Source organism: Peribacillus frigoritolerans, from assembly GCF_001636405.1.
Taxonomy (GTDB): Bacteria; Bacillota; Bacilli; order Bacillales; family DSM-1321; genus Peribacillus; species Peribacillus frigoritolerans.
Genome location: NZ_KV440950.1, coordinates 2482983 through 2508389 on the forward strand (window position 1 = coordinate 2482983; position 25407 = coordinate 2508389).

23 protein-coding genes are annotated in these 25407 nt (G+C 41.1%); 20 read left to right on the forward strand and 3 right to left on the reverse strand.

From position 1 onward, the window contains the following. Positions 1 to 105 precede the first annotated feature (105 nt). The 10 genes from A6755_RS12125 (at position 106) to A6755_RS12170 (ending at position 12174) form a co-directional block, all read left to right on the forward strand. Entirely contained in the window at positions 106 to 336 is a 231-nt protein-coding gene (locus tag A6755_RS12125) for a hypothetical protein (protein WP_034307744.1), read from the forward strand. Between the two features lie 82 nt (positions 337 to 418). Further along, a complete protein-coding gene (locus A6755_RS12130) occupies positions 419 to 1831 on the forward strand; it encodes a purine-cytosine permease family protein (protein WP_063590777.1) in 1413 nt (470 codons plus the stop codon). Positions 1832 to 1878: 47 nt separating this feature from the next. Further along, the gene (locus A6755_RS12135) at positions 1879 to 2868 is read left to right on the forward strand and encodes a heme-dependent oxidative N-demethylase family protein (protein WP_063590778.1); all 990 of its coding nucleotides are present in this window, start codon (positions 1879 to 1881) and stop codon (positions 2866 to 2868) included. A gap of 12 nt (positions 2869 to 2880) precedes the next feature. After that, positions 2881 to 3399, forward strand: a complete 519-nt coding sequence (locus A6755_RS12140; protein ID WP_063590779.1) for a hypothetical protein — start codon at positions 2881 to 2883, stop codon at positions 3397 to 3399. A gap of 29 nt (positions 3400 to 3428) precedes the next feature. After that, complete coding sequence (locus A6755_RS12145) at positions 3429 to 4370, forward strand: PDR/VanB family oxidoreductase (protein ID WP_084738198.1); 942 nt, start codon at positions 3429 to 3431, stop codon at positions 4368 to 4370. A gap of 54 nt (positions 4371 to 4424) precedes the next feature. Then, positions 4425 to 5918, forward strand: a complete 1494-nt coding sequence (locus A6755_RS12150; protein WP_063590781.1) for an aldehyde dehydrogenase family protein — start codon at positions 4425 to 4427, stop codon at positions 5916 to 5918. Between the two features lie 530 nt (positions 5919 to 6448). Then, complete coding sequence (locus A6755_RS12155; protein WP_084737661.1) at positions 6449 to 8053, forward strand: sigma-54 interaction domain-containing protein; 1605 nt, start codon at positions 6449 to 6451, stop codon at positions 8051 to 8053. Between the two features lie 130 nt (positions 8054 to 8183). Then, the gene (locus tag A6755_RS12160) at positions 8184 to 9335 is read left to right on the forward strand and encodes an iron-containing alcohol dehydrogenase (protein ID WP_063590782.1); all 1152 of its coding nucleotides are present in this window, start codon (positions 8184 to 8186) and stop codon (positions 9333 to 9335) included. 14 nt (positions 9336 to 9349) lie between these two features. Then, positions 9350 to 10738 (forward strand): solute carrier family 23 protein, encoded by a 1389-nt coding sequence (locus tag A6755_RS12165; protein ID WP_063590783.1) that lies wholly within the window; start codon positions 9350 to 9352, stop codon positions 10736 to 10738. Beyond that, on the forward strand, positions 10735 to 12174 hold the full coding sequence (locus A6755_RS12170; protein WP_063590784.1) for an NAD-dependent succinate-semialdehyde dehydrogenase: 1440 nt from the start codon (positions 10735 to 10737) through the stop codon (positions 12172 to 12174). The genes A6755_RS12165 and A6755_RS12170 overlap by 4 nt, the downstream gene beginning before the upstream one ends. 89 nt (positions 12175 to 12263) lie before the next feature. On the opposite strand, the gene anmK is transcribed toward A6755_RS12170, so the two are convergent. Further along, positions 12264 to 13436, reverse strand: coding sequence for an anhydro-N-acetylmuramic acid kinase AnmK (gene anmK / locus A6755_RS12175; RefSeq protein ID WP_063590785.1), 1173 nt, complete (start codon positions 13434 to 13436; stop codon positions 12264 to 12266). A 162-nt stretch (positions 13437 to 13598) separates the two neighbouring features. Then, complete coding sequence (locus tag A6755_RS12180) at positions 13599 to 15209, reverse strand: glycoside hydrolase family 10-like protein (protein ID WP_244889737.1); 1611 nt, start codon at positions 15207 to 15209, stop codon at positions 13599 to 13601. A 330-nt stretch (positions 15210 to 15539) separates the two neighbouring features. On the opposite strand from A6755_RS12180, the gene murQ reads away from it, so the two are divergent. From murQ to A6755_RS12230, 10 genes are all read left to right on the forward strand, one after another. Beyond that, positions 15540 to 16424 carry an N-acetylmuramic acid 6-phosphate etherase gene (murQ, locus tag A6755_RS12185; RefSeq protein ID WP_063590786.1) on the forward strand — a complete coding sequence of 295 codons (885 nt, stop codon included), beginning with the start codon at positions 15540 to 15542 and terminating at the stop codon, positions 16422 to 16424. A 40-nt stretch (positions 16425 to 16464) separates the two neighbouring features. Next, positions 16465 to 16770, forward strand: coding sequence for a PTS sugar transporter subunit IIB (locus A6755_RS12190; RefSeq protein WP_034307721.1), 306 nt, complete (start codon positions 16465 to 16467; stop codon positions 16768 to 16770). Between the two features lie 44 nt (positions 16771 to 16814). Further along, complete coding sequence (locus A6755_RS12195; RefSeq protein ID WP_063590787.1) at positions 16815 to 18104, forward strand: PTS sugar transporter subunit IIC; 1290 nt, start codon at positions 16815 to 16817, stop codon at positions 18102 to 18104. 69 nt (positions 18105 to 18173) lie between these two features. Further along, positions 18174 to 18458 carry a hypothetical protein gene (locus tag A6755_RS12200; RefSeq protein WP_063590788.1) on the forward strand — a complete coding sequence of 95 codons (285 nt, stop codon included), beginning with the start codon at positions 18174 to 18176 and terminating at the stop codon, positions 18456 to 18458. Between the two features lie 40 nt (positions 18459 to 18498). Next, the gene (locus A6755_RS12205; protein WP_082201141.1) at positions 18499 to 19845 is read left to right on the forward strand and encodes a 6-phospho-beta-glucosidase; all 1347 of its coding nucleotides are present in this window, start codon (positions 18499 to 18501) and stop codon (positions 19843 to 19845) included. An 81-nt stretch (positions 19846 to 19926) separates the two neighbouring features. Further along, a complete protein-coding gene (locus A6755_RS12210) occupies positions 19927 to 20256 on the forward strand; it encodes a PTS lactose/cellobiose transporter subunit IIA (protein WP_063590789.1) in 330 nt (109 codons plus the stop codon). A gap of 14 nt (positions 20257 to 20270) precedes the next feature. Further along, positions 20271 to 21374 carry a DUF871 domain-containing protein gene (locus A6755_RS12215; protein ID WP_063590790.1) on the forward strand — a complete coding sequence of 368 codons (1104 nt, stop codon included), beginning with the start codon at positions 20271 to 20273 and terminating at the stop codon, positions 21372 to 21374. Between the two features lie 34 nt (positions 21375 to 21408). Then, entirely contained in the window at positions 21409 to 22305 is an 897-nt protein-coding gene (locus A6755_RS12220; protein ID WP_063590791.1) for an N-acetylglucosamine kinase, read from the forward strand. 25 nt (positions 22306 to 22330) lie between these two features. Then, positions 22331 to 23197 carry a MurR/RpiR family transcriptional regulator gene (locus tag A6755_RS12225; protein WP_063590792.1) on the forward strand — a complete coding sequence of 289 codons (867 nt, stop codon included), beginning with the start codon at positions 22331 to 22333 and terminating at the stop codon, positions 23195 to 23197. A 114-nt stretch (positions 23198 to 23311) separates the two neighbouring features. Then, on the forward strand, positions 23312 to 24040 hold the full coding sequence (locus tag A6755_RS12230) for a GntR family transcriptional regulator (RefSeq protein WP_063590793.1): 729 nt from the start codon (positions 23312 to 23314) through the stop codon (positions 24038 to 24040). Between the two features lie 154 nt (positions 24041 to 24194). Here A6755_RS12230 and A6755_RS12235 read toward each other — a convergent pair whose 3' ends face one another. Next, the gene (locus A6755_RS12235) at positions 24195 to 25397 is read right to left on the reverse strand and encodes an MFS transporter (protein WP_063590794.1); all 1203 of its coding nucleotides are present in this window, start codon (positions 25395 to 25397) and stop codon (positions 24195 to 24197) included. Positions 25398 to 25407 lie beyond the last annotated feature (10 nt).

Genomic DNA, 25407 nt, shown 5'->3' on the forward strand with positions numbered 1-25407 from the left:
CAATAGTTTCAAAAATGAATATTCTTCCTATTGAAAACCTTGTTAGCATAGTGCTTTCTGATTGGCATGGTTATTGCAATAAGTAAAGAGAAGGGACTAGGAAGCATGATTGCAAAGGAGGGAGAAGCGATTTTGAATAAAGAGAATCAGTTCCAACAGAATATCAATTCTGAAGATCCCTTTATTAAAAATCTATATTCAGATTTGAATGAGCGGATCAATGCGTATGAGCAGGAAGATGCCGTGAAAATCGAAAAAATGAAATGGAGTGATGCGACAGGTTCTATTTTTTTCATGATTTTAATCATCGCCTACCTAATCTATTCATTTGTCTAAAATGTTGTTTAGGTCACGAAGAACAATGACAGCCTCATTCCAAGCCATACAATCATTATTTTAATAGTTGGGAGAGAAGCGTGTGAGCAAAGAGAATTCCTCCATTTCAAAGGATGTGGCCTTTGGGTTCTTACCGGCAAGTAAAAACGACCGGATTTTTAACCTACGGGATTTAATTTTAGTTCAAGTTGTTATTGGCCTCTCATCTTTTGGGCTGTTGACTGGCGGATATACAGGTACAATGCTTGACGCGAAGCAGTCACTTGCAGCGATTTTATTCGGTAACGCCTTCCCTATGCTGTTGATTGTTCCCATTACCCTTTATTTTGCGCGTTATGGCATAGACACTTTTGTAGGGTTTCGAAGTTCACTTGGTTATTTAGGATCCAATATCTTTTTCTTTGTTTTTCTTATTTTAACCCTCGGCTACATTTCCATTGCGCTCTTTATGTCCGGCCAGGCGTTGGCAGAGGCTGCCAATTGGCTGGGGATGCCCGCGATTTTTTCAAGCCAAGCAATGGGGGCGCCGTTTTTCTCGATTTTACTCTTTATCTGTGCATTTCTTGTAACCGTGAGGGGACCGGTAGCGATTCAAAAATATACCGCAGTGGCCGTGCCGGTTTTTATGGTTCTCATGTTTGGCCTTCTCGCAATTGTCTTGTTTGGACAGGGATTCACGAAAGTTGCCCATATACTTCCTTCTGAACCCTTTGAAACGACTTCTCGTTCATTCGCGACAGCCCTGGAATTAAATATCGGTCTCGGCTTTTCATGGCTTCCGTATCTTGGCCAATACAGCCGTTTGTCCAAAACAGAAGGAGGCGCATTTAAAGCGGGATTCTACAGCTATGGAATCATCGTCTGTATCGCTGCTTTAGTTGGGGCCCTTGCTGCATTAGTCGCTGGTTCACTTAATCCTTCTGAATGGATGTTTTCCATCGCAGGAAGTTGGGGCGGCTTCATTGGCTTGATTTTACTTTCGGTAGGGAATGTCGGAGCAGCCATTTTCCTTATGTACTCACAAGCTGTCAGCTTTAAAACTGTATTCCCGAAAAAATCATGGATGATTGCGATGGGAACGACCGTACCGACTATATTCTTACTTCTAAGCTCAACGTTCTACGATGCATTTGGCTCATTCATTGCTGTCATTTCCTTCATTATGGCTGTACTTGGCGGCATTGTCGTGGCAGATTACTTTTTTGTAAAGCGCCAACGCATTTCAATAAGGGATTTGTATGACACACAAGGCTCTTATACTTATTGGAAAGGCATTAACCCGTCTGCCGTTCTCACGGTGGTCATTGGAACGATCGTTTACTGGGCACTCTATAATCCATTGACTTTTGAAGCAAGTGACTTTTTCCTTTATACAGCTGCCGGAATTCCAACATACTTTGTCGCTTTAGTCACCTACTATGTTTCATCTAAATACATTTTCCGTTATGAAGTTGACATGGTGCGTCCATCCGTGGAATTAAAGGAAGCTAAGTAGAAAAAAACTCACTTTAAAGAATCTAGGGAACGAGAGGAGATTGTTCAATGTTTACACAAAGTTTAGATTTCAAAACAACAGATTTAAATACATTCCCATTTCCATTCACTTCAGGTAACTATCGTTATTCAAACGACTTGAAAAAACTCTCAAACGTTAACTGTATTGAAGTTACACCAGAATACAAACTCCAAGTGGAAACGAAGCGTCGTCTCCTTGAAGAACAGCCGCATATAAGGTTTCAATCTTTTTCACACACAATGGAAATGCAATGGGAAGTGTTGGAAATGCTGATTGACATGGCAGCTGATCGCTATCCGGAGCATTTCGAGGTCATTAAAGATGGGGACAAATGGACTTTCAAGAACCACATTTTCGGGGAAACCGATTCATTCGTGTATGGCGATGCCAGCACGCTTCCAAATGAGCCGCTTGACTATATAGGCCGCCATTTCCATAATGATTTTGTTTTAATGGTTCATCGCGATAGTAATTTCTATTTGGAAGTGGGTCAAGTTTCATACGCTGCACTCTTCTCGGCTAACTGGAATAAAGGGATGTCCTTTGATGAGATACATGCACCTGTTCCATTCGTATCACGGAAAGGTGATGAACTCGCAGATCGCGTTCGTAAGTTTTTATTATCCATCGAGCCAGGAAAGCCATGGACACGCATCAATTGGAACCTGATGGCGGACCGTTGGGATGTCAACTATGAAACGATGGATGTCTGGGGACCGCAACGTTCTGAAATAACACCGGAAAATGCAGGTAAACTTGTTCGTTTGCGTGTTGAAGAACAAAAATTTTATCGCATGCCACGAAGCAATGCCATTCTATTCGTATTGAATACTCAATTCCTGCCGCTAGAGGATTTGACATTGCGCCAGGAGTGGTTTGATCTGACATATAGCGTACTGCAGGATATTCCCGGACCAATGGCTGAATACAAAGGAATTGCCCCATTCCTTCCACAATCGGTCGAATATTTGAGGAGTATCGATGAAAAGAAAAAAGCGAAGATAAATAATAAGTAGGAGGATAGGGCCTTGTACAATAGTCCAGTATTGTTTGATAAATCCATTACGATCGTAAATAAATTTACCCCTCGGAATGAACGAAGAAAGTTTGTCGTCATTTCCGATCAAGCCGGATATGATCAGGCGAAAAGTTTCACTTCTGAAATCGAAGGTACTGTGCCTGTTGAATGTCTATCCATTAACGGAATGGAAGATAAAGAGGAGATTAAGAGACTCATCCTGTCACAAAAGATGGGCACCCAATTTTATATTGCGGCTGCATGGAACAATGCCGTGATGATCTTCTCGCTCGGAGTGGAGGCTGGTCTATCTGAAGCTGAGATCCAGACGGTGATTATCGGACCTAAACGGCGATACGTATATTGCATGAAATGTTTCGAAGTGTCGGAAGTCGAAGAAGAAGCAGAAATTGCAGAATGTGACCATTGCAAAGCCAGTCTTGAAATAGGTCCTTTTTATTCAATCGTACGGGAAGGTTATATTGGTTACCCATACATCCCGATCGGAAAAGTAGAAGTAGGGAGCTGATCATCATGCGGGTAGTAGGAAATATTCAAATGAAAGTAAACAAGATCATTCAAGAAACTCCATTCGTGAAACAGTTCGAGTTGATTCCAGTTGATGGAAAGCCGTTGCCTGCATTTACAGGCGGTTCGCATTTGACCACTTACATGCCGTCTGGAGATAAGATTTTCGAGCGAGAGTACTCCCTTATCAGCAACCCAAGGGACCGCAATAAATATACAATTTCCATTCGGCGTGATGAGGCATCACGCGGAGGTTCGGCTTTCTGGCATGATCAAGTAAAGGTAGATTCCAGGTTGGAAGTCAGTTTTCCCAAAAATAACTTCCCTCTCAGCTTTCGAGCTAAGCATCATGCTTTTTATGCAGCTGGAATCGGCATAACCCCATTTCTAGCAATGATGGAAGACATGGCCGCCGAAGGGCAAACCTTCGAACTCCATTATGCAGCACGCACTCCGGAGTTATGTGCTTTTTATGATCTGCTGAAAGCCAAATACAATGATCAATGTACCTTTTATTTTTCGCAGGCAGAAGACAAACGCAGAATGATGCCCGAGACGATGATGGATCATCGCATTGGCACGCACGTCTATTTTTGCGGACCAATCGAGATGGTGCAAGAGTATCGAAAAGCTGCCAGTTCCTATGGTTATCCGGAACATGCGATCCACTTCGAATTATTTGCGGCAAAAAATGATGGGGCGAGAGATCCTTTCATCGTCGACCTTACAGACAGCGATCGGTCCATCCACGTTCATGAGGGTGAAACACTGCTTGATGCGCTTTTAAGGGAAGGGATCGATGCACCTTATTCTTGTAAAGTCGGCGGGTGCGGAAGTTGTGAGGTGGATGTTGCAGAAGGTGAAGTGGATCACCGGGATTTCTTCCTTAGCGAAGAAAACCGTCAAACACGGAAGTCAATCCTGACATGCTGCTCACGCGCGAAGGAAGACAGACTGGTCCTAAAACTGTAACGATTAAATTCCGTTAAGATTAATAAAAAATAATGAAAACCGGAGGAATGAAACATGACAATATTAGAAACGGCAGTATTAGAGCTTAAAAATTACATCGACGGTAAGTGGCAGGCCTCATCTTCAAATGAAGTAATCCCGGTAATCAATCCTGCAACACAGGAAATCATCGCAAAAGCTCCGCGTGCCACCAAAGAAGATACAGAAAGGGCAATCTCAGTAGCGAAGGCAGCCTTTGAAAGTGGAATCTGGTCAGGCCTAACAGCACAGGAGCGTGCTTCCTACCTATATAAAATCGCTGATAAAATCGATGAACGTGCCGAAGAGTTAACGATTCTTGAAACAATGGACAACGGGAAACTTAAAGCAGAGGCAGGTTTCGATATTGCTGATGCCGCCGCGTGTTTCCGTTACTACGCTGGTTTGGTCCTTCATCCAGAAGGGGAAACGTATCAAGTTCCCGCTCCCGTGCAAGCGATGGTTGTTCGTGAGCCAGTAGGTGTAGCCGGTTTGATTGTACCTTGGAATTTCCCACTTCTAATGAGTGTCTGGAAAATCGCACCGGCGCTTGCGGCAGGAAACACCATTGTATATAAACCGGCTGAAGTGACACCTGTAACAGCAATGAAATTATTCGAAATCCTGGAGGAAGCAGGCATCCCGAAAGGTGTGTCTAATATGGTGATGGGCCGCGGCACCGTTGTCGGTCAAACCATTGCGGAAAGCAACGATGTTGACATTGTTTCATTTACAGGAAGTACGGATGTTGGCCGCTCCATCATGAAAGCGGCAGCGGGGAACTTAAAGAAAATTTCCCTTGAGCTTGGCGGTAAATCACCTAACATCGTTTTTGCAGATGCAGATTTAGAGACGGCCGTCGATTACGGATTATTTGGCATCTTCTTCGGTGCCGGCCAAGTTTGTTCATCAGGCAGCCGAATTCTAGTTGAAGAAAGTATTTATGATGAATATGTAAAACGTTATGTTGAACGCGCAAATAAAATTAAAGTTGGACCTGGACTTGCAGAAGACAGCAATATGGGGGCCATTGTCAGCGAAGCGCAAATGAATAGCATTTTGAACTATATTGAAATCGGCAAACAGGAAGGTGCGACACTTGCGGCAGGTGGTTACCGTCTTGTTGATGACGGTCTTGACAAAGGGTATTTCATTGCACCGACTGTCTTCACCGATGTAACACCTGACATGCGCATCGTACAAGAGGAGATCTTCGGTCCAGTCGTTGTCATTCAAAAGTTCAAAGATGAAGAAGAAGCTATTAAACTGGCAAATGATACAGACTACGGACTTGCAGGCGGCGTCTTCACTAACGATGGAGCAAAAGGATTGCGTGTGATCAAGAAGGTACGGGCAGGCATCACATGGGTAAATGATTATCATCCAACATATGTCGAGGCGCCATGGGGCGGTTACAAACAGAGCGGGATTGGACGCAGTTTAGGAAAATACGGCTTGGACGAATACCAGGAAATTAAACAAATCAACATCAATCTCAATGTAAAACCCGTTGGCTGGTTTCCAAAATAATCGTCACTTACTTTCTTTAATCAAACCAAAAACCTAATCCAAATACGGATTAGGTTTTTTCAAACTGTCGAGAAACTTTTTAAAACACTTAACAAATAGTTCTTAACCCTTAAAGTATCTGAAATTAAACAATCTTAAGGTATAAGCCATTTCGCAGGCATTTTTATTATGCAACAAAAGGACAAGTTTTCCTGTGATGATTGAAAATGGATTTGAGCATAAAAAACACCATTGATATGATAAAAGTAACATACCATTGCTATTTATCGTTTTAATCAGAAATAGGGCAATGAGATTGAATCGTTTTACCGGTACAGCATTTATTCTTGGTGTCGTTGATTGTCGTACATAGTATCATTAAAAAGAAAAAGGAAAAAACATTACAATAATGCCTACACTATATAAGTTAATAAGTTTATTGCCTTCTTTAATTTGAAAAGACTAGGAAGCCGACAGGACCTTCAAAAAGTCTTCAATCAAGGAGGAAGCGTTCTATCAAATAGTAAAGACCAGTCAGGGAGTGGATATTGATGACTAAGTTTTATTCGGATATGACAGTGGAGGAAGCAATATCGTGTTTCCCGATAGGAAGCACAGAAGTGGAAGTTTTGGATGATTCAGAGGATTTCATCGGATTTTTGACAATAGAAGCTTTATCAGCTGCAGTGCAGCAGAGTGATTTGACGAAGCCCATTTCTCATTTCATTACGGTTAATGCACCGCTGCAAAATTTACGGAATTACTCAATACCATATGATCAATTTCAAGCATTCTTTGAGAGTGATTTATGCAGGGTTGTTTTTAATGCTCTGTATGATGGCGTGTATATCACGGATGGTGATGGAACGACATTATTTATCAATCAAGCCTATCAACGTATTACTGGAATAAGAGAAGAGGAAATCATCGGAAAACCGATGAGTTATTTAATTGAGCAAGGTATGATATCCGTTTCAGCTTCATTAGATTCCATTCGAACGAAGAATCAAGTTACTTTGACACAAAGAATTCGAAATGGAAGAAAGATTATCGTATCGGCCACACCTATTCTATCGCCACAAAATGAAGTCATATTTGTCATAAATAGTGTCAGGGATATTACTGAATTAATCCGGATGAAGTATACGATTGACAGCCAAAAGTTATCTTTCCAACCTATTTCCCAATTATTGCCTGGCTCGGAACAGGTGAATTTTCAGGAAATAATCATTGGTCCTTCTACAACTCCATTATTCAAACTGGCTGATAAAGTGGCTAAAACGGATGCGAAGATCTTGTTACAGGGGGAAACGGGTGTAGGGAAGAGTTTAATCGCCAAGTACATACATGCCAAAAGCTCCAGGAAGGAAAAGATTTTCCTTGAATTAAATTGCGGAGCCATTCCAGCGAACTTGGTGGAATCTGAACTTTTTGGATATGAACCAGGGGCATTTACCGGATCCCTTAAGAATGGAAAAATGGGGATTTTTGAAAAAGTGAATGGTGGCACGTTATTTTTGGACGAAATTGGGGATTTACCTTTAGAGTTACAGGTGAAACTTTTGAAAGTGGTAGAAGAAAACAAGTTTATGAGAGTGGGTTCTACCGAAATGAAAGAAGTGGATGTCAGGTTAATTACAGCCACCCATCGTGATCTGGCCTCCCTCGTGCAAGAAGGATCCTTCCGCGAAGATCTTTATTACCGGCTTAATATCGTTTCCTTTGAAGTCCCGCCTTTACGCCAGAGAAAGGAAGAAACGATCCCGCTTTTAGAAATGTATTTGAAAAAATTCAATGAAAAATATAATGAGAAGAAAAAGATGACACCGGAATGCTATGAATGGCTGACGAACTATTCGTGGCCTGGTAATATACGTGAGCTTGCGAGTCTTGCAGAGCGGCTGGTCGTCACGACTTATGATGATACGATAGATTTACCTAATTTACCATCTTTCATCCAGCCGGTCTTATCAAGAAAAACTACAACACATTCTTTGAAGGAAGCCGTTTCCGAGCTGGAGCGTTCACTGATATTGAATGCGATGAAAAAATATGGGACTACAAGGGCCGCCGCCATCTCTTTGGATATCAGTCAAAGCGCTTTGGTGCAAAAAATGAAAAAATTTCACATTCGATTAGAAAACGAATCGAATTAGTTTTTTTGATTTGATTTCTACTCATTATTGATCCTGTTACCCATGAAAAAAGGGTATCTCCCTTATAAATTAAGCGTTTTCACTTTGGCATGATTCCTGCATTAGTAAAAACATGAAAGGGGAGATAACCATGAATATTTCTATATTTTCGATGGCTAACAAATTGATGACAGGAGCAGACTCTTTACAGCAGCTGACTGATGAGGCTACGCGATTAGGGATGAGGAATCCGTTGATCGTTACAGATAAAGTTTTAGTGGGTGCCGGGGTTGTACAAAGGGTTGAGGAATTACTTTCATCAGCATACGGTATTTTCTCGGATGTGAATCCAGAACCGGAAATTGAAATCGTTGAGCATTGTGTACGGACAATCAAGGACGGAAAACATGATGGACTGATTGCGGTAGGCGGTGGAAGTGCGATTGATATTGCAAAGGCCTCTTCCGTCATGGCTACGAATTCAGACAGCATCGAGGCCTATTTCGGTACGAACTTGATTGAAGTTCCAGGTCTCCCTTTAATAGCTATACCCACGACGGCAGGGACCGGGTCAGAAGTGACGAATATTTCGATTTTATCGGACAAAAAAGAACAGGTTAAGAAGGGAATCGTAAGTCCGTACCTTTTACCGGATGTAGCGATTGTATCACCCGTCATGACGCTGACTTGCCCGCCAAGTGTGACTGCTGCGAGCGGAGTGGATGCACTTGTTCATGCCGTAGAGGCCTATATTTCCAAATTTGCGTCGCCCGTTACGGACGCGTTGGCAATTGGGGCCATGAAGTTAATCGCCGTACATTTACCAAAGGCTTATGCTGCGCCGGATAATCTGGAATCACGGGAAGCGATGATCACTGGAAGCCTAATGGCAGGGTTAGCTTTTGGCAATGCGGGTGTTGGAGCTGTTCATGCCTTAGCTTATCCGCTTGGAGGCCGCTTCCATTTATCACATGGAGTCAGCAATTCATTATTACTGCCATTTGTCATGAAGTGGAATAAAATTGCCTGTTTGGAAAGGTTTCGCGACATTGCTGAAGCACTTGGAGAGAAAGTCAATCATTTAAATGATGATGAGGCAGCGGATAAAGCGATAGAAGCCATGACCAGAATATGTCGCCATGTTGATATACCACAGTCACTAAGTGAATTTGAGATTCCTGAATCGGCTTTAAGTGAAATGGCTGCCGAGGCCATCAAACAAGTCCGTTTACTTCGCAATAATCCCCGTGCGTTAAACGTTCGGGATATCGAAAAAATATATCGTTCAGCCTATGGCTTGTAAGTGGAGGGAACAATATGAAATGGAAAAAACGCCGCTACGGAGAAGAGACATCGTATATACCTGCGGGACCTTTTAAGATTAGACTGCCATTTGTCCATTATCGTTTTGAGTGGCCTGACTACGTTCAAGGATTATTGATGTGTGCAGTTGACCTTGGAGCGATAACGCTGCTTGCAGACCATCTCGGTATGCCTTTTGATGTGGCCCTGGCCGTCGTTATCTTGAATGGATTATTATACTTGGCGCATCATTTACTCGGAGACCCGGTTATACCAGGTTGGATTACACCTGCGGTTCCATTACTTGTATTGTTCGTCGGGCAATTTCCGGAGGGGCCTGATCGGGTCTATGCACTCGTTGCGTTTCAATTAACATTAGGTATCTTATCGATATTGCTAGGGATGACCGGGCTTGCCAGTAAGGTCGTGCGATTAGTGCCGAATGCAATCAAATCAGGCATTATTTTAGGGGCGGGTATTGGTGCTGTCGTTTCCATTTTTGAAGTGGGTGGAAAGTTTGATTTATTTCCTTATACAATTAGCATTTGTATCGGCTTTGCTTTTTATCTGCTTTTTTCGAAAAGTTTTGGAAAATTGAAAATGCGAAATAAAGTTTGGGTATTCATAGGGAATTTAGGGATATTGCCGGCAATTTTGCTCGCGGTCTTTGTAGCCCCCATTTTTGGAGAAGCAAAATGGCCTGATATCCAATGGGGATTCAGCAGTCCGGATTTTGCTACGCTTTGGTCAGACTATACTGTTTTCGGTTTAGGTTTTCCTGCCTTGACCTTCTTTTTAAGTGCGATTCCAGCTGTATTTGCTACTTATTTAGTCGTATTCGGTGATGTGCTCAAAACAAAAGCGCTGCTTTCTGAATCCGATGAGGTCAGGGAAGATGAAAAAGTGGACTACAATCCAAACAGAGCCCATTTAATTTTCGGCGGCCGTAATGTGATCATGAGTTTTATCGGACCTGATATAACAATGTGCGGTCCGTTGTGGGCAGCCATGCAGGTCGTGGTTGTGGAACGGTTCAAGAATGGCAAGAAAGCCTTGAATTCTTTCTTCGGCGGTGCCGGCTCGTTCCGTTGGGGTACGAATACAGGGTTGTTCTTATTGCCGGTAGTCAGCCTGGTGGAACCCATTCTCGGTGTCGCCTTGGCCTTGACGCTTTTGGTTCAGGGATATGTTAGCGTACGCGTAGGCGTGATGCAGGCGAAGAGCCAACGCGACCTCGGAATTGCAGGTGTCGTTGCTGCCATCCTTGTTATAAAAGGTGCTGGCATGGCGTTTGCTGCAGGCATTCTATTATGTGCCCTATTATATGGCAAGGACTTTTTCAAAGGAGAGAATGATAAGACTTTTACAGATCATGGAGAAGAAGAGGAGAGTAAAGCATCATGAAAAAAGTAGTGGAAAAATGGCCAATTTATATTAACGGAGCACCTATTCATACAGAAAGTCATTTTGTAGTGGAAAATCCAGCAACATTGGAGCCTGTGGGCTATGTTCCGGACGCTAACGAAAAAGAGGCAAAGGCTGCTGTGGATGCAGCTCAAGCTGCTTTTCTGACTTGGTCGAAAACGAGTGCATACCATAGGGCGGAATTACTTGAGAAATGGTATACAATCATTGAGAACAGGCTGGATGAAATCGCAACGATCATGACCCTGGAACAAGGAAAGCCATTGGCAGAGGCAAAAGGTGAAATGAAGTATGCCTCAAGTTTCGTGAAATGGTACGCTGAAGAAGCAAAGCGCAACTATGGGGAAATCATACCAGCCTCCGTTGCATCAAAGCGTATTTTAGTGCAAAAGCAGGCAGTCGGTGTCATTGCTGCCATTACCCCGTGGAATTTTCCTGCTGCCATGATCACGAGAAAAGTGGCGCCAGCTCTTGCTGCGGGATGTACCGTGGTCATAAAACCCGCGGAACAAACACCTTTGACCGCTTTGCTATTGGTTGAAAGTGCTCATGAAGCGGGCATTCCGGCTGGTGTGATAAATATTGTAACTACACGAAAACCGGGAGATGTATCAGACGTGTGGATGAATGATTCACGTGTTAAGAAGATCACATTTACCGGCTCCACTCCAGTAGGGAAACATTTAATGAAAAAGGCGTCAGAAACAGTGAAAAAAGTCTCGCTTGAACTCGGTGGATTGGCTCCGTTCATCATTGCTGAGGATGCGAATATCGAAGAAGCAGTAAATGGTTTGATTCAATCGAAATTCAGGAATGCTGGACAAACATGTATTTGTGCGAACAGGATATTCGTCCATGAGACAATTGAACAGCCGTTTTTACAAGCATTCGAACAAGCCGTTTTAGCTTTGAAGGTTGGAAATGGAATGGAAGGAGCCGATCTTGGTCCATTAATAGATGGAGCCGCAGTTAAAAAGGTTCGGCTTCAATTGGAGGATGCTGCAAGTAAGGGCGCCATAATCCATAACACTTCAAAAGTCGATGAAAAACAAGGCCATTTCATAGCACCAGCCATACTTTCCAATGTAACGGATGATATGCTGTGCATGCAGGAAGAAACGTTTGGGCCAATTGCGCCAGTCAGTACATTCAGAACCGATAAAGAAGCGATAGATCGAGCCAATAACACGAATTTTGGCTTGGCAGCTTATGTGTATACCGAGTCACTTAATAAGGCGGTTGCCTACTCGGATGCACTTGAATATGGGATTGTCGGTATTAATGACAGTGCCCCATCCACTGCACAAGCGCCATTTGGAGGCATGAAGGAAAGCGGTATAGGCAGGGAAGGCGGACACTACGGCATGGATGAATATTTAGAAGTGAAGTATGTCTCCATGCAGCTTGGCCAGTAAAAAACGGAAGGGTCCGCCATGATTCTTAAGGCAAAAAAAGAGTGGAAGGCACATCAATTATCGATGTGCCTTCCACTCTTTTTGAATGGTTAAAATACATTTTTACGTCCCTTCAGATAGGAAGGAGGAAAGGTCATGTTTCCAAGGATGACAACGGAGTCAGCACCGGTAGCCATGGGAACGTTACTTGTATGACCATGGAAAGTCTCATTTGCAAGTAATGCAAAAGCCACCGCTTCTTTTGCTTCAGAAGAGTATCCCAACTCTTCTTGAGTCATAACTCGAATAGAATTTCCAAGCAGTGATTGAATCATGTTTAATAGCGTTTTGTTATAGCTGCCACCTCCGCCAATGATCACTTCTTCAATACTGGTTTTTGGAAAGATGAAATTTCTATAGTTTTCCACAATGGACTTTGCTGTAAACATCGTTACTGTTACCAAAATATCTTGGTTTGGAAGCGATTCAAACATCTTTAATAGTTTTACTACATATTGCTTTCCAAACAATTCCCTGCCCGTTGATTTTGGTGGAGGGCTCATAATATAAGGATGACTGATACAATAAGATAAAAGTTCGTCATTGATTTGTCCTTGTTTAGCTATGTTTCCACCTTCGTCATAGCTTATATTGAACAATTGGCGGCATACTTCATCAATGATCATATTCCCAGGCCCTGTATCAAAAGCGTACATGTCATCCAAAGATGCTTGCTGGGGTAAGACGGTTACATTTCCAATGCCACCTATGTTTTGAAGTAATCGTCCCTTTGCTTCACTTCTATAAAGAATGTATTCGGTAAAAGGAACAAGAGGAGCTCCTTGTCCACCAGCAGCCATATCCATCGTCCGGAAATTAGAGATTACAAGTGTGTTTGTATCGTGAGCAATTACTGCAGCTTCCCCAATTTGCAAAGTGGAGGGTATATAATTTTGTTCTTGTAAAGGCTGGTGGTAAATGGTTTGGCCATGGGATCCAATAAGATCCAGTTTATTAATGGGAAATCCAGCTTTATGACAAACTTCCTTTACGGCATTGGCAAATAATTTCCCTAATTTAAAATTCAAACTGCATATTAACTGTACATTGGATGTATCTGCAGATAAAGACTGCATAATTTCTTTTTCAATTTCTTTTGGAAACGGGCATGTCATGAACTCAATCATTTCCATTTCAGTCTCGAGTCCACTATTATTCACCCGAACGAGTGCGGCATCAATTCCATCCAGTGATGTTCCGGACATTAATCCAACTATGTACATCGTCATTCCACCTACTTCGATTCTTTTATCATCCTGATATAGCATAATATGCAACAGTGTATGCTATTAAGATAAAACCTTTTCCAATATATTGTTTATGGATGCTTTACGTCCATTGTTCACTGAGAGGGTCTTTTAAACTATCATGCTATTTCTTGTAGATCATTTTACTTTTATATCAATCTGTTTAGTTTGTTTGCTTTCATTGTGGGTGCGGTCCAATGCTGTCACAACATATGTGTAAGTCTTTCCTTTTTCTACACTGCCGTCATTAAACAATTGACTTGTATTTTCTTTATGCACTGTGGCAAGTAAGTTCGTTGAATCTTCAATGTTTCCTTTTTTCTTCCCATCAAAACGATAAATGGCATAATAGGTTGCATCTGATTGCTTATGATCTTGAATTTCGAATTGTATCCCATCTCCTGATTGTGTGGCCTTGCTCACCTTTGGGGCCTTTGGTGCATGATCATCAATCCAAGGCATGGCTGGAACCAATGCGGGATGCTTATAAATATCCTCGCTTAAGCGATCCGCTATCCCAAGAGGGTTTTTCCGTAAATCCTTGGCACTGAAATGCATGCTTCCATCAAATTCCTTATATGTTCGATTCAGTTTTAACTGGTTTGGCATTTCTTCAGGGTTGAACCAGTTTTGCACACCATTGGACTCTGTATTAATTTTATAGTCTCCCTGTCCAATATAGAGTTGAACATTTTTACCTGCGACTTCTTTTGTCCACCAATCCAGAAGTTTGGCATAGTCAGCTACTGGCAATCCTATATTCCAATATAATTGAGGGGCAATATAATCAATGTATCCGTTATTGATCCATGTTCGGGTATCTGCATATAAATCATCATAATTCGTTTGTCCAGCGGCAGTGTCAGATCCTGTGGGATCAACTGCTTTGTTGCGCCAAACTCCAAATGGACTTATACCAAACTTCACATATGATTTTTCTGCCTTGATTTCTTCATTTATATTCTTAACAAGATTATTTACATTATCCCTGCGCCAATCTTCAACATTTGTAAATCTATCTGCTCCATATTTTTGATAGGAAATATCATCTGGGAAAGGTACTCCTGCAATCTTGTAAGGATAGAAATAATCGTCCATATGGACTGCATCGATATCATAATTCTTAACAACTTCCAATATTCCATCGATCACAAACCGTTGTACGCCAGGAATGCCTGGGTCGAAGTACAATTGCTGTCCATATGGTATGACCCAATCCGGATGCTTTCTAGCAGGATGAGATTCTGGAAGATTATCAATATCCGCTATTTCAGCTGTTTTACCTAAAGGCATCGTAATGCGGTACGGATTAAACCACGCATGGAATTCCATATTGCGATCATGTGCCGCTTCTACCATGAATGCAAGAGGGTCATACCCAGGATCTTTTCCTTGGACCCCTGTTAAATATTTTGACCAAAGACCGTATTCAGAAGGATAAAAAGCATCCGCAGTGGGTTTGATTTGCATAACGACAGCATTCATCCCCATCGCTTTTTGTTCATCCAAATATTTTATGAATTCCCCTTTCTGTGCTGATATGGTTAAACCAGGTTTGGACGGCCAGTCAATATTTAACACACTTGCAATCCAAGTTGCCCGCAGTTCCTGTTTTACATAAGTAGTTGCTTGCGGGATTGTCCCTGATTCAGCTTTTGCAATCAAATCAGCTGGAAGGAGAAGTGATCCTCCCACCAAAGCGGCTAGTGCCAATGAACCGAATTTTTTCTTTGTCATTCTTTCATGCATCAATAGTACAACCTCATTTCATTACTAATATTTATATTTAATTATTTGTAAGCGTTAACAAATAATGAATATATGAAATCTATCACCTATGAAAACTGAGATAAAATCCAACAATAAAAAGAATCGTAGGTTTGGTTCACGAAATGGCTACTCGTTTCACCTTTATTTTTAGCAGAAAGATAACAATCAATTAGTTACCTTACATTTATTTTAAAATTAATTTTTAAAAATGTATACACAATATTGAAATTAAATTTTAATAGTGATATAGTCTCTTTAGCTAATAAAGTTTCACCACTTTCACCACTGAAATAAAAAAGGATGATATGTATGCTAGAGCATTTAACGACAGAGAGTCGTAATGAAAAGACCATGAGTTTAGATGAAATGGGAACTCTTGAATTTTTAGAAGTGATGAACGAAGAAGACATTAAAGTTGCCCATTGTGTAAAAAAAGAACTTCCGCAAATTTCTAAAGCTGTGGACATGATCGTTGAAGCCATGAATAAAAACGGCAGATTAATTTACATGGGTGCAGGAACAAGCGGACGCATCGGTTTATTGGATGCAGTAGAATGTCCCCCAACATTCAATACCGATCCGAGTGAAGTAGTGGGTCTCATAGCTGGTGGGGAAAAGGCTTTCATTAAGGCGGTTGAAGGTGCTGAAGACAGTTTTGAATTAGGTCCTGAAGATTTGAAGAAAATCGAATTGACAGACAGGGACGTCGTAGTGGGCATTGCAGCTAGTGGACGCACTCCATATGTTATTGCTGGATTGGAATATGCCAATCAAGTTGGTGCAGGAACTGTGTCGATAAGCTGTAACAAAGGTTCCGAAATAGGTAAGATTGCAAAAGTTGCGATTGAAGTGGTAAATGGGCCTGAAGTCCTGACGGGTTCTACACGTTTAAAAGCTGGAACATCGCAAAAGTTAGTATGCAATATGCTTTCCACTGCCTCAATGGTTGGAGTTGGAAAAGTTTATGGGAATTTAATGGTAGATTTACAGTTAACTAATGAAAAGCTGGTTGAACGTGCAAAACGTATTATCATGGATGCCACTGACTGTAGCTATGAAATTGCAGATGAATTTTTAGAAAAGGCACATGCCCAGCCTAAAATCGCCATTGTCATGATATTAACGAATGTATCATATGAAGAAGCCTCAAATCGTTTAGTGAAGGCACAAGGATTCATAAGAAAAACGATTTAACGCTTTTTATAAAAAAAATTAAAAATTGGAGGAACAAATAATGAAGGTATTATTCGTATGTTCAGGTGGAATGTCCAGTGCAATCGTTGTAAGCGCTTTAAAAAAGGAAGGGGAAAAACAAGGTATAAACATAGAAGTATTGGCGGTCGGCACACAAGAATTCGATGCAGAAGTACGAAATGGCTGGGATGTTGCGATGGTAGCTCCGCAAGTCAAACATCGTTTCGATGGCTTTAAGGCTTCTGCAGATGAAGCGGGCGTCCCATGTGAAGCCATTCCAGCTCAAGCCTACAGCCCTCTAGGCGGACCTAAGCTACTTAAACTTGTAACGGAACTAGCAAAATAATAAACGGACCACTATATCACTATACGTAAAAGGGGAAAACACGAATGGACAAGTTTGTAGCTTTTTTAGAAAATAATCTTTCAACACCTATGGCTAAATTGTCTGAGCAAAAGCATTTACGCGCAATTCGGGATGGTGTGGTTTCCGCGTTACCATTCATCATCTTTGGCAGTTTATTCTTGATCATTGCATTTCCGCCCGTTGCAGCAGATACTGCATTAGGTGAATGGTCTGCAAAACATATAGCTGAAATTTTAATTCCATATCGATTAACGATGTTTATCATGACGCTATATATTACTTTTGGTATAGGCTACAGCTTATCTCAAAGCTATAAACTTGATCCGCTATCTGGAGGTTTACTATCATTGGCAGCCTTCTTGTTCACAATTGGGGTAGAGATGATGGATGATGTGGGGTTTGTTATGCCAATGACAAATCTCGGAGGCCATGGCCTTTTTGTAGGAATGCTTGTATCCATTTTTGCTGTCGAAATTCTACGTCTTTGTAAGACGAAAAATATCACGATTAAAATGCCGGATTCTGTACCAACTTCAGTAGCCCGTTCATTTGAAGCATTAATTCCAGTTTCAATTGTCCTGCTTGTCATGACTTTAATTACAGTCGTTTTTGCTGTTGATTTACATTCACTTGTTGATAAAGCGGTTGCACCGCTCATCAGTGCTGGCGATACATTGCCAGGTGTATTAATTCCAGTATTTTTGATTACATTCTTCTGGTCATTTGGTATTCATGGCGTATCGGTAGTAGGTGCCGTAGCTCGTCCGGTATGGGAAGTATACTTGGGGAATAACTCGGCAGCAGTTGCAGCCGGAAAGGCAATTCCCCACATAGCTCCTGAAACATTCTTCCAATGGTTTATTTGGATTGGTGGATCTGGTGCAACATTGGGATTAGTAATAGCCATGCTCTTAACGGCGAAGTCCAGCTATAGTAAAGCAATGGGGAAAGCAACAATTGTGCCGAGCATTTTTAACATCAATGAACCTGTTATCTTTGGGATGCCGATTGTACTAAACCCGGTACTGATTATTCCATTCATCATTACACCGCTGATTGGAGCAACACTTGCATATATAACAACGTCCATCGGACTTGTGAACCCGACATATGTAATGGTTCCCTGGACATTGCCCGCTCCAATAGGTGCCTACCTTTCAACGGGCGGTGATTGGAGAGCCATTGTTCTCGTGATGGTGAATTTAACCATTTCGGTCCTTATATATCTGCCATTCTTTAAGATGTACGATAAAAAGCTTTTAGCACAGGAAAACATGGTAGAAACAACGGATAACAAAAATATCGCTTTATAAGGAATACCTAAAAGGGAGTTTGGGACTAATGCTCCAAGCTCCTTTTATTAATTGAGGGGGGGAAAGGACATGAATTCAACATCCAGAATTCACTTTTTCAGTTACAAAAGTGCCTTTCTATTTTTTGGCTTCATTCTTGTTTTTAATTTTATCTTTAACAGATTAATGGATGCCTTTGAGATAGATAAACAATTATCACTGTACTTAGGAAATACCTTTGCCATAAGCGCAGGATTGACGATGGTTGTTTGTTTTGTTGAAGGTAAGTTTAAAAACAAGAAACAAGCAACGCTATTATTCTTGTCTTTATTAGCGGTAAGTGCACTGGTTTGTTATGAAATAATCTATAAATGAATGAAGAATCCAGATTAGCTTACGATGAGGTGTTGGGGAAATGGAAATGAAAAAAGGGCTGAAGATTGCCACAATCGGTGGAGGCTCCAGTTATACGCCAGAATTAATAGAAGGATTTATAAAACGATATGATGAGCTGCCTATTAGGGAACTGTGGTTAGTGGATATTGAGGCAGGAAAAGAAAAACTGGGGATTGTAGGAACCTTGGCAAAACGGATGGTTGAAAAAGCAGGACTTCCAATGGAAATACATCTGACGTTAGACCGCCGTCAAGCCTTGCAAGATGCTGATTTTGTCACAACTCAAATGAGAGTGGGTTTACTTGATGCACGAATCAAGGACGAGAGGATCCCGTTGGAATTAGGATTAATTGGTCAAGAAACAAATGGGGCAGGAGGATTGTCCAAGGCATTACGAACGATACCCATACTTCTGGAAATTGCAGAAGAAATGGAGGAGCTCTGCCCTGATGCATGGTTAATTAACTTCACAAATCCAGCGGGGATGGTAACGGAAGCCCTGCTCCGCTACAGTAAACATAAAAAAGTCATTGGAGTATGCAATGTTCCATTTAATATGCATATGTCTATTTCTAGCATGCTTGGTGTCGATATGAAAAGAGTGCACATAGATTTCGCCGGTTTAAACCACATGGTATTCGGGATGCATGTGTTCGTTGATGATCAAGAAGTAACAGATAAAGTGCTTGAAATGCTTGGCAATCCTGAAATTCAGCTGACGATGAAGAATATTGCCCCATTGGCTTGGAACAGAAGGTTTTTGAAATCTTTAGGAGTGGTGCCTTGCCCGTACCATCGGTATTATTACAAAACAAAAACGATTTTAGAAGAAGAGTTGGAAGCATTCAAATCAGGGAAAACCCGAGCTGAAGTTGTGAAAAAATTAGAAGAAGATTTATTTGACCTATACAAGGATGAAACCCTTGACATCAAGCCTCCACAACTAGAGCAGCGCGGTGGAGCTTACTATAGTGATGCAGCATGTAACGTCATTTCTTCTATTTATAATGATAAAAAAGACATTCAAGTGCTAAATGTACAAAACAAAGGAGCGCTTACTGATATTGATTATGATTCAGCAGTCGAAGTAAGCTGTATCGTCACCAAGAATGGACCAATTCCTTTGGCTATGGGTAAATTACCCGTACAAGTGCATGGCTTGATCCAACAAATCAAATCATTTGAGAGAATTGGTGCTGAGGCAGCCGTTACAGGTTCTTATGATAAAGCGTTATTGGCTTTAACGATCAACCCGCTCATCCCAAGTGATGACCTGGCGGAAATGGTTTTACAAAAACTTTTAAAGGCGCATGAAGAATACTTACCGCGATTCTTCAGTGAAAGTGCTGTTCCGAACATCAAGTGAATGGTGTTTTTAAGCAGTGAATCTGGATTACAGTAATCCAATGAACCTTCATAATCTAACATAAAATGGGAGTGTAATGATATGTCAACTGAACTGAACAATAACGAAATGGAAATTTTTGAAATAATATCATATAGTGGAAATGCAAGAGGATTAGCATTCGAAGCACTGAAAGAAGCGGAAGAATTTAATTTTGAAAAGGCAGAGGAACTAATTAAACAAGGCCAGGAAGAATTGAACATGGCCCATAAGACACAAACCAAGCTCATTCAAGCAGAATTGAATGGAGTTCCAAGTGAGAAAACTTTATTGATGATTCATGCTCAAGATCATTTGATGACAGCAATGAGCGAACAAAAACTAATAGAACACATGATTCGCATAGTAAAAAAGCTAGCCCCACAACAGTAAAGAGGTGTTTAAAAATGGGTAAACTCGGAATATCTATCTATCCAGAGCATTCAACCGTTGAAAAAGACATGGAATACATTGCACTTGCACACAAATATGGCTTTAAAAAGATCTTTACTTGCTTGCTTTCTGTCGAAGGAGACAAAGAGAAGATTTTAAAAGAATTTAAAGAAACGATTCATTATGCCAATCAATTGAATATGGAAGTGATGGTCGATATTGCTCCCCGAGTATTCGGTTCACTAGGCATTTCGTATAATGACTTATCATTTTTTGCAGAATTAGGTGCGTATGGAATCAGGCTGGACATGGGTTTTACAGGCAGCGAAGAGTCGATCATGACACATAATCCATATGGTCTAAAAATTGAAATAAACATGAGTAATGCAACGAAGTATCTAGAAAATATCATGGATTACAAACCAAATATAGAAAATTTAGTTGGATCGCACAACTTCTATCCCCATCGCTATGCAGGATTGAGCTATCCGCATTTCATTAAATGCTGTGAGTCATTCAAAAAGCATAATATCCGCACGGCAGCTTTCATCAGCTCACATGCAGCAACGTACGGACCTTGGCCTATAATGGAAGGATTATGTACATTGGAAATGCACCGGGAATTACCGATTACAACACAAGCGAAACATTTGTATGCTACAGGATTGATTGATGATGTAATCATAGCAAATGCTTACGCATCTGAAGATGAATTGAAACAGCTTAGCTTGTTAAACAGCGGTCTGTTAACATTTAATGTTAACCTTCACGAAACCATAACAGATTTGGAGAAAAAAATAGTATTGGAAGAATTCCATTTTTACCGTGGAGATGTTTCCGATTATCTAATTCGCTCGACTCAATCACGCGTTAAATATAAGAGCGAAGAATTTAAACCAACATATACGCCTGATATTAGACGCGGTGATATATTAATTGAAAACGAGCTCTATGGACAATATAAAGGGGAATTGCAGATTGCATTGAAGGAAATGAAGAATTCGGGGAAAACGAATGTAGTTGGCCGAATAGCAGAAGAGGAAATTTTTCTCCTCGATTATTTGGAACCATGGGGGAAATTCCAATTCAATATTAATGGATCAGGGAAGGAACGGTGATATTCCTTCCTTTTTTACTGAATAGGAGAATGACATGAATTATATTATCGGTGTTGACGGCGGAGGGACCAAAACTGAAGCAGTGGCTTATGATATGGATGGTAATAAAATTAGTGAAGGCAGAGCGGGGTTTGGAAACCTGCTTATTAATGAAAAACAAGCCACCGCTAACATTATACAGGCAATTGAACAAAGCATGACTCCTATTGATGATGGCAGCTGCCTATACATTTGTTTAGGATTAGCCGGGTATGGAGGAGTTGAAAATCCGCAGGGCATAAAAAGTGCATTAAGCAAGGCATTTAAGGTCCCGTTCACCATTGTAAATGATGCAATTATCGCTCATGCTGCATTGCTAAAAGGAAATGATGGCATTTTGACCATATCCGGAACGGGATCTGTAAGTATCGGCATCCATGAAGGAATCGAGAAATCGGCTGGTGGATGGGGACACATTCTTGGGGATGAAGGAAGTGGCTATTGGATCGCCATGCAGGTTTTTATAAGAATGACGAAAGAAGAGGATGAAGGGTATGAATATAGCCATTTAACCGAGTCGATACTGAAAAAACTTGGCTATCTTAGTGTAATGGAACTGAAGAAATTCATTTATTCCGCCACGAAATCCGAGATTGCCGCGTTTGTTCCCCTAATTGTCCAACATGCGGAGAAGGGTGATGACTTCTCACAAAATATTCTGAATCAGGCCGGGTACCACCTTGCAATACAAACGCTTGAGGTTATCAAGAAGTTAAAGTTGTGTGAGAATGTTACAATTGCATTAAAAGGTAGCATATTGACTAATATACCATTGGTGCAAAGCTCATTCATCAATCATATTAAACTTGAAAACCCAAATGTGAAATTTGTTTTAGAAGACGTATCAGCTACCTTGGGTTGTTACTACATAGCAATGAAGCATTTAAAGTAAGTAAAGATCAAGGAGAGTAAATCATATGCAAGGCGAAAATATTATATTGAGAATTGAAAGTTTATTGAACCAACTGCCCAAATCAGAAAAGAAAATTGCACAATATATTTTAGAAAACCCCAAAGATATAGTTAGAATGACGATACATGAATTGGCTGACCATGCAAACGCAAGCAGTTCGGCAGTAACGAGGTTCTGTCATTCCATAAAAGTTAATAGTTTTTCAGAACTGAAGGTATCCCTATCATCCCTGATTTCCCAGCCGGAGAAAAAAGGTTTCCATGACATTGAGCCTAATGAAACAATAGCATCGATCAAAAATAAAATTGTGTCCAATTCCGTCCAGGCCATACAAGAAACGGCACATTATTTGGATGAGGCCGTTCTTGACAATATCATTGAAACCATGAGGAGTGCAGATGTGATTTATGTCTATGGTTTAGGGGCATCATGGCTCGTTGCTGAAGATATTACACAGAAATGGTTACGGTTAGGAAAGATTGTAAGTGCCAATCAAGACCCGCATATTACGGCCACTGCACTTGCTGCATCATCAAAGAATACCGTTTTTTTCTGTATATCCAATAGTGGCGAAACTGAAGAAATTCTGGAACTCGTTGATATTGCTAAAGCATATGGCATTAAAACAATTGGTTTATCGCGATTGGGGAACAATGGACTAACTAAAAGAGTTGATATGTCACTAAATCATGTACGTGCACCGGAGGCTAAATTCCGAAGTGCTGCAACAAGTTCGCTTTTTGCCCAATTTCTAACGGTCAGCATTATTTTCTATGCGTATGTTTCGAAATACTATAATGAAAATAAAAACGAAATTGAACGTTCAAGGGAATCGGTACTGAAATTCACAAAAAGGAATGTGGATACCTAAATGTGGGCCTAATAAAATGGATAAAATGAACGAACCTAAATTTTAGCTTGAGATGTTTCCGATCAGGATGCCTTGTAAAAATATACATCACGATGAAAGGAAGATGTAAGCTGAATGATCCAAAAGAATTCTCCGAGTCCCATTTATCATCAACTTGAAGAGGAGATTAAAGGAGCGATTCAAAGTCTTGAATTGGTGCCAGGAGAGATGATTCCTTCAGAAAAAGAATACACTGAAAAATATGGCATAAGCAGGATGACGGTGAGACAGGCCATTTCTAACCTCGTGAATGGCGGTTATTTATACAGGCAGCGCGGAAAAGGAACATTCGTTGCCGAACATAAATCGGAGCCGCCCTTGCAAGGTCTGACTAACTTTACAGAGGATATGATTTCAAGAGGACTTAAACCAAGTACGCGAGTTATCAGTTTTACGGAGGTCAAGGCAGATCATGAGCTTGCTGCAAAACTTGAGGTTGAAGCAGGAACTGCTATTTTCGAACTGGAACGTGTAAGGCTTGCTGATCGGTTGCCGATGGCATATGAAAGGCTATACATCCCTAAAAATCATGCCCTGGACCTTACGGAAGAAATAGCTGTAAGTGCCATTCATGATTATGTTGAAAAAAAGTACGGCTTAAAAATCCAGCATGGCAGACAGGTAATTGAAGCCTCCATCGCTCAAAAAAAAGAGGCGGAAATGCTCGGGGTAGCTGAAGCTTCCCCTGTATTGCTGATAGAACGAAGAAGTACCCTTGAAACCAATCAACCACTTGCGGTTGTCAGATCTGTCTACCGGGCTGATCGATATACATTCAAAATCAATTTGGAGCGGTTATCGTGAGCAAGGGTAGTAATAATCCCGTTCTCAAAAGATTACTAAAAACCCCCCTTGCCTAAATATGGACAAGGGGGGTTTTTTAGTAGAATATCATTTTTCAAGTTTGAGAATTTGCCAGATAGAAAGGAAGGGTACGAATAACAATCCGGGACTTTCATTATTTCGCTAAGCTTTCTGTCAATCGGTTTTCTTTCCAAATGACTGTAATGCCAAGGCCAATGACGATAATGACAGCAGCGAAAAGATAAGGGTAGTGGATGTTTACGTCAAAAAGCAATCCTCCCATGGATGGCCCTGCGATATTCCCTAAGCTCGTATAGGTGGAGTTCATTCCAGCAACGAATCCTTGTTCTTTCCCGGCAGCTTTTGATAAAAATGTCGTCAACGCCGGACGAAGCAGGTCAAATGCAAGGAATATGAAGCAAGTTACCACTAGTACTGCCAAAAAGCTGGAAATCATAGTGGAAGCTACCGCAAAAATGGCCCCGACGATTAAACATAATTGGATAAGCTTCTTTTCGCCGAGAATATCTACCAGCTTTCCAAACATGAATACTTGCACAACAACTCCGAAGATAGAGCTTATTGTAATGATAATGGCAATATCCTTCGGCGTGAAGCCGAATTTATGATCAGAAAATAGGCTGAAAACCGTTTCATAGGCTGACAAACCAAAAGCGAGTACAAATACAATGATGAACGCAATGAAGTAAAGCGGATTCAGGGATTTTTTTAAATCGCCGATAAAGTTCGTTTGCTTTGTATTAGCAGAAACTTTTGCAAGCTGTTCCTTTGTCATCGGTTCTTTTAAAATGAATATTGATGAAAGGCAAGCTATAAAAGCAATGCCCGCCGCAAGGAAGAAGGGCAAGCGTATACCATGTTCTGCAACAAAGCCACCGATTCCTGGTCCTATAATAAAGCCCAAGCTAATGGCGGCTGAAATATAGCCCATTGCTTTTGGCCTTTCTTGAACGGATGTAATGTCCGCAACATATGCAGTAACACCAGGCATGATAAAGGCGGCACTGATTCCGCCTAGGATCCTAGATAAATAAAACACCGACACATTTGTCCCTACACCGAAGATCAGTTCCGAAACACCAAAAAGGAATAAGCCGATGATGATGATTTTCTTTCTGCCGTAACGGTCAACCCAACGACCTGCGAATGGAGACATGACAAGCTGTGAAACCGCAAATACGGCAACCAGATAGCCCATCGTGCTTCCGGATAAATGCATGATATTCATAAATGACGGCATAACGGGGATGATGAGTCCTATTCCCAGAAAAGCAATGAATATATTGCTTAGAAGAATAATTAATACCGCCTTTTGATCTTTAATTGGTTTATTCATGTTTTAACAC

Coding starts and splice junctions, on each gene's coding strand:
- A6755_RS12125 (WP_034307744.1), top strand. CDS start 106: ATGATTGCAAAGGAGGGAGAAGCGATTTTGAATAAAGAGAATCAGTTC.
- A6755_RS12135 (WP_063590778.1), top strand. CDS start 1,879: ATGTTTACACAAAGTTTAGATTTCAAAACAACAGATTTAAATACATTC.
- A6755_RS12145 (WP_084738198.1), top strand. CDS start 3,429: ATGAAAGTAAACAAGATCATTCAAGAAACTCCATTCGTGAAACAGTTC.
- A6755_RS12150 (WP_063590781.1), top strand. CDS start 4,425: ATGACAATATTAGAAACGGCAGTATTAGAGCTTAAAAATTACATCGAC.
- A6755_RS12155 (WP_084737661.1), top strand. CDS start 6,449: ATGACTAAGTTTTATTCGGATATGACAGTGGAGGAAGCAATATCGTGT.
- A6755_RS12160 (WP_063590782.1), top strand. CDS start 8,184: ATGAATATTTCTATATTTTCGATGGCTAACAAATTGATGACAGGAGCA.
- A6755_RS12165 (WP_063590783.1), top strand. CDS start 9,350: ATGAAATGGAAAAAACGCCGCTACGGAGAAGAGACATCGTATATACCT.
- A6755_RS12170 (WP_063590784.1), top strand. CDS start 10,735: ATGAAAAAAGTAGTGGAAAAATGGCCAATTTATATTAACGGAGCACCT.
- anmK (WP_063590785.1), bottom strand. CDS start 13,436: ATGTACATAGTTGGATTAATGTCCGGAACATCACTGGATGGAATTGAT.
- A6755_RS12180 (WP_244889737.1), bottom strand. CDS start 15,209: ATGCATGAAAGAATGACAAAGAAAAAATTCGGTTCATTGGCACTAGCC.
- murQ (WP_063590786.1), top strand. CDS start 15,540: ATGCTAGAGCATTTAACGACAGAGAGTCGTAATGAAAAGACCATGAGT.
- A6755_RS12190 (WP_034307721.1), top strand. CDS start 16,465: ATGAAGGTATTATTCGTATGTTCAGGTGGAATGTCCAGTGCAATCGTT.
- A6755_RS12195 (WP_063590787.1), top strand. CDS start 16,815: ATGGACAAGTTTGTAGCTTTTTTAGAAAATAATCTTTCAACACCTATG.
- A6755_RS12200 (WP_063590788.1), top strand. CDS start 18,174: ATGAATTCAACATCCAGAATTCACTTTTTCAGTTACAAAAGTGCCTTT.
- A6755_RS12205 (WP_082201141.1), top strand. CDS start 18,499: ATGGAAATGAAAAAAGGGCTGAAGATTGCCACAATCGGTGGAGGCTCC.
- A6755_RS12210 (WP_063590789.1), top strand. CDS start 19,927: ATGTCAACTGAACTGAACAATAACGAAATGGAAATTTTTGAAATAATA.
- A6755_RS12215 (WP_063590790.1), top strand. CDS start 20,271: ATGGGTAAACTCGGAATATCTATCTATCCAGAGCATTCAACCGTTGAA.
- A6755_RS12220 (WP_063590791.1), top strand. CDS start 21,409: ATGAATTATATTATCGGTGTTGACGGCGGAGGGACCAAAACTGAAGCA.
- A6755_RS12225 (WP_063590792.1), top strand. CDS start 22,331: ATGCAAGGCGAAAATATTATATTGAGAATTGAAAGTTTATTGAACCAA.
- A6755_RS12230 (WP_063590793.1), top strand. CDS start 23,312: ATGATCCAAAAGAATTCTCCGAGTCCCATTTATCATCAACTTGAAGAG.
- A6755_RS12235 (WP_063590794.1), bottom strand. CDS start 25,397: ATGAATAAACCAATTAAAGATCAAAAGGCGGTATTAATTATTCTTCTA.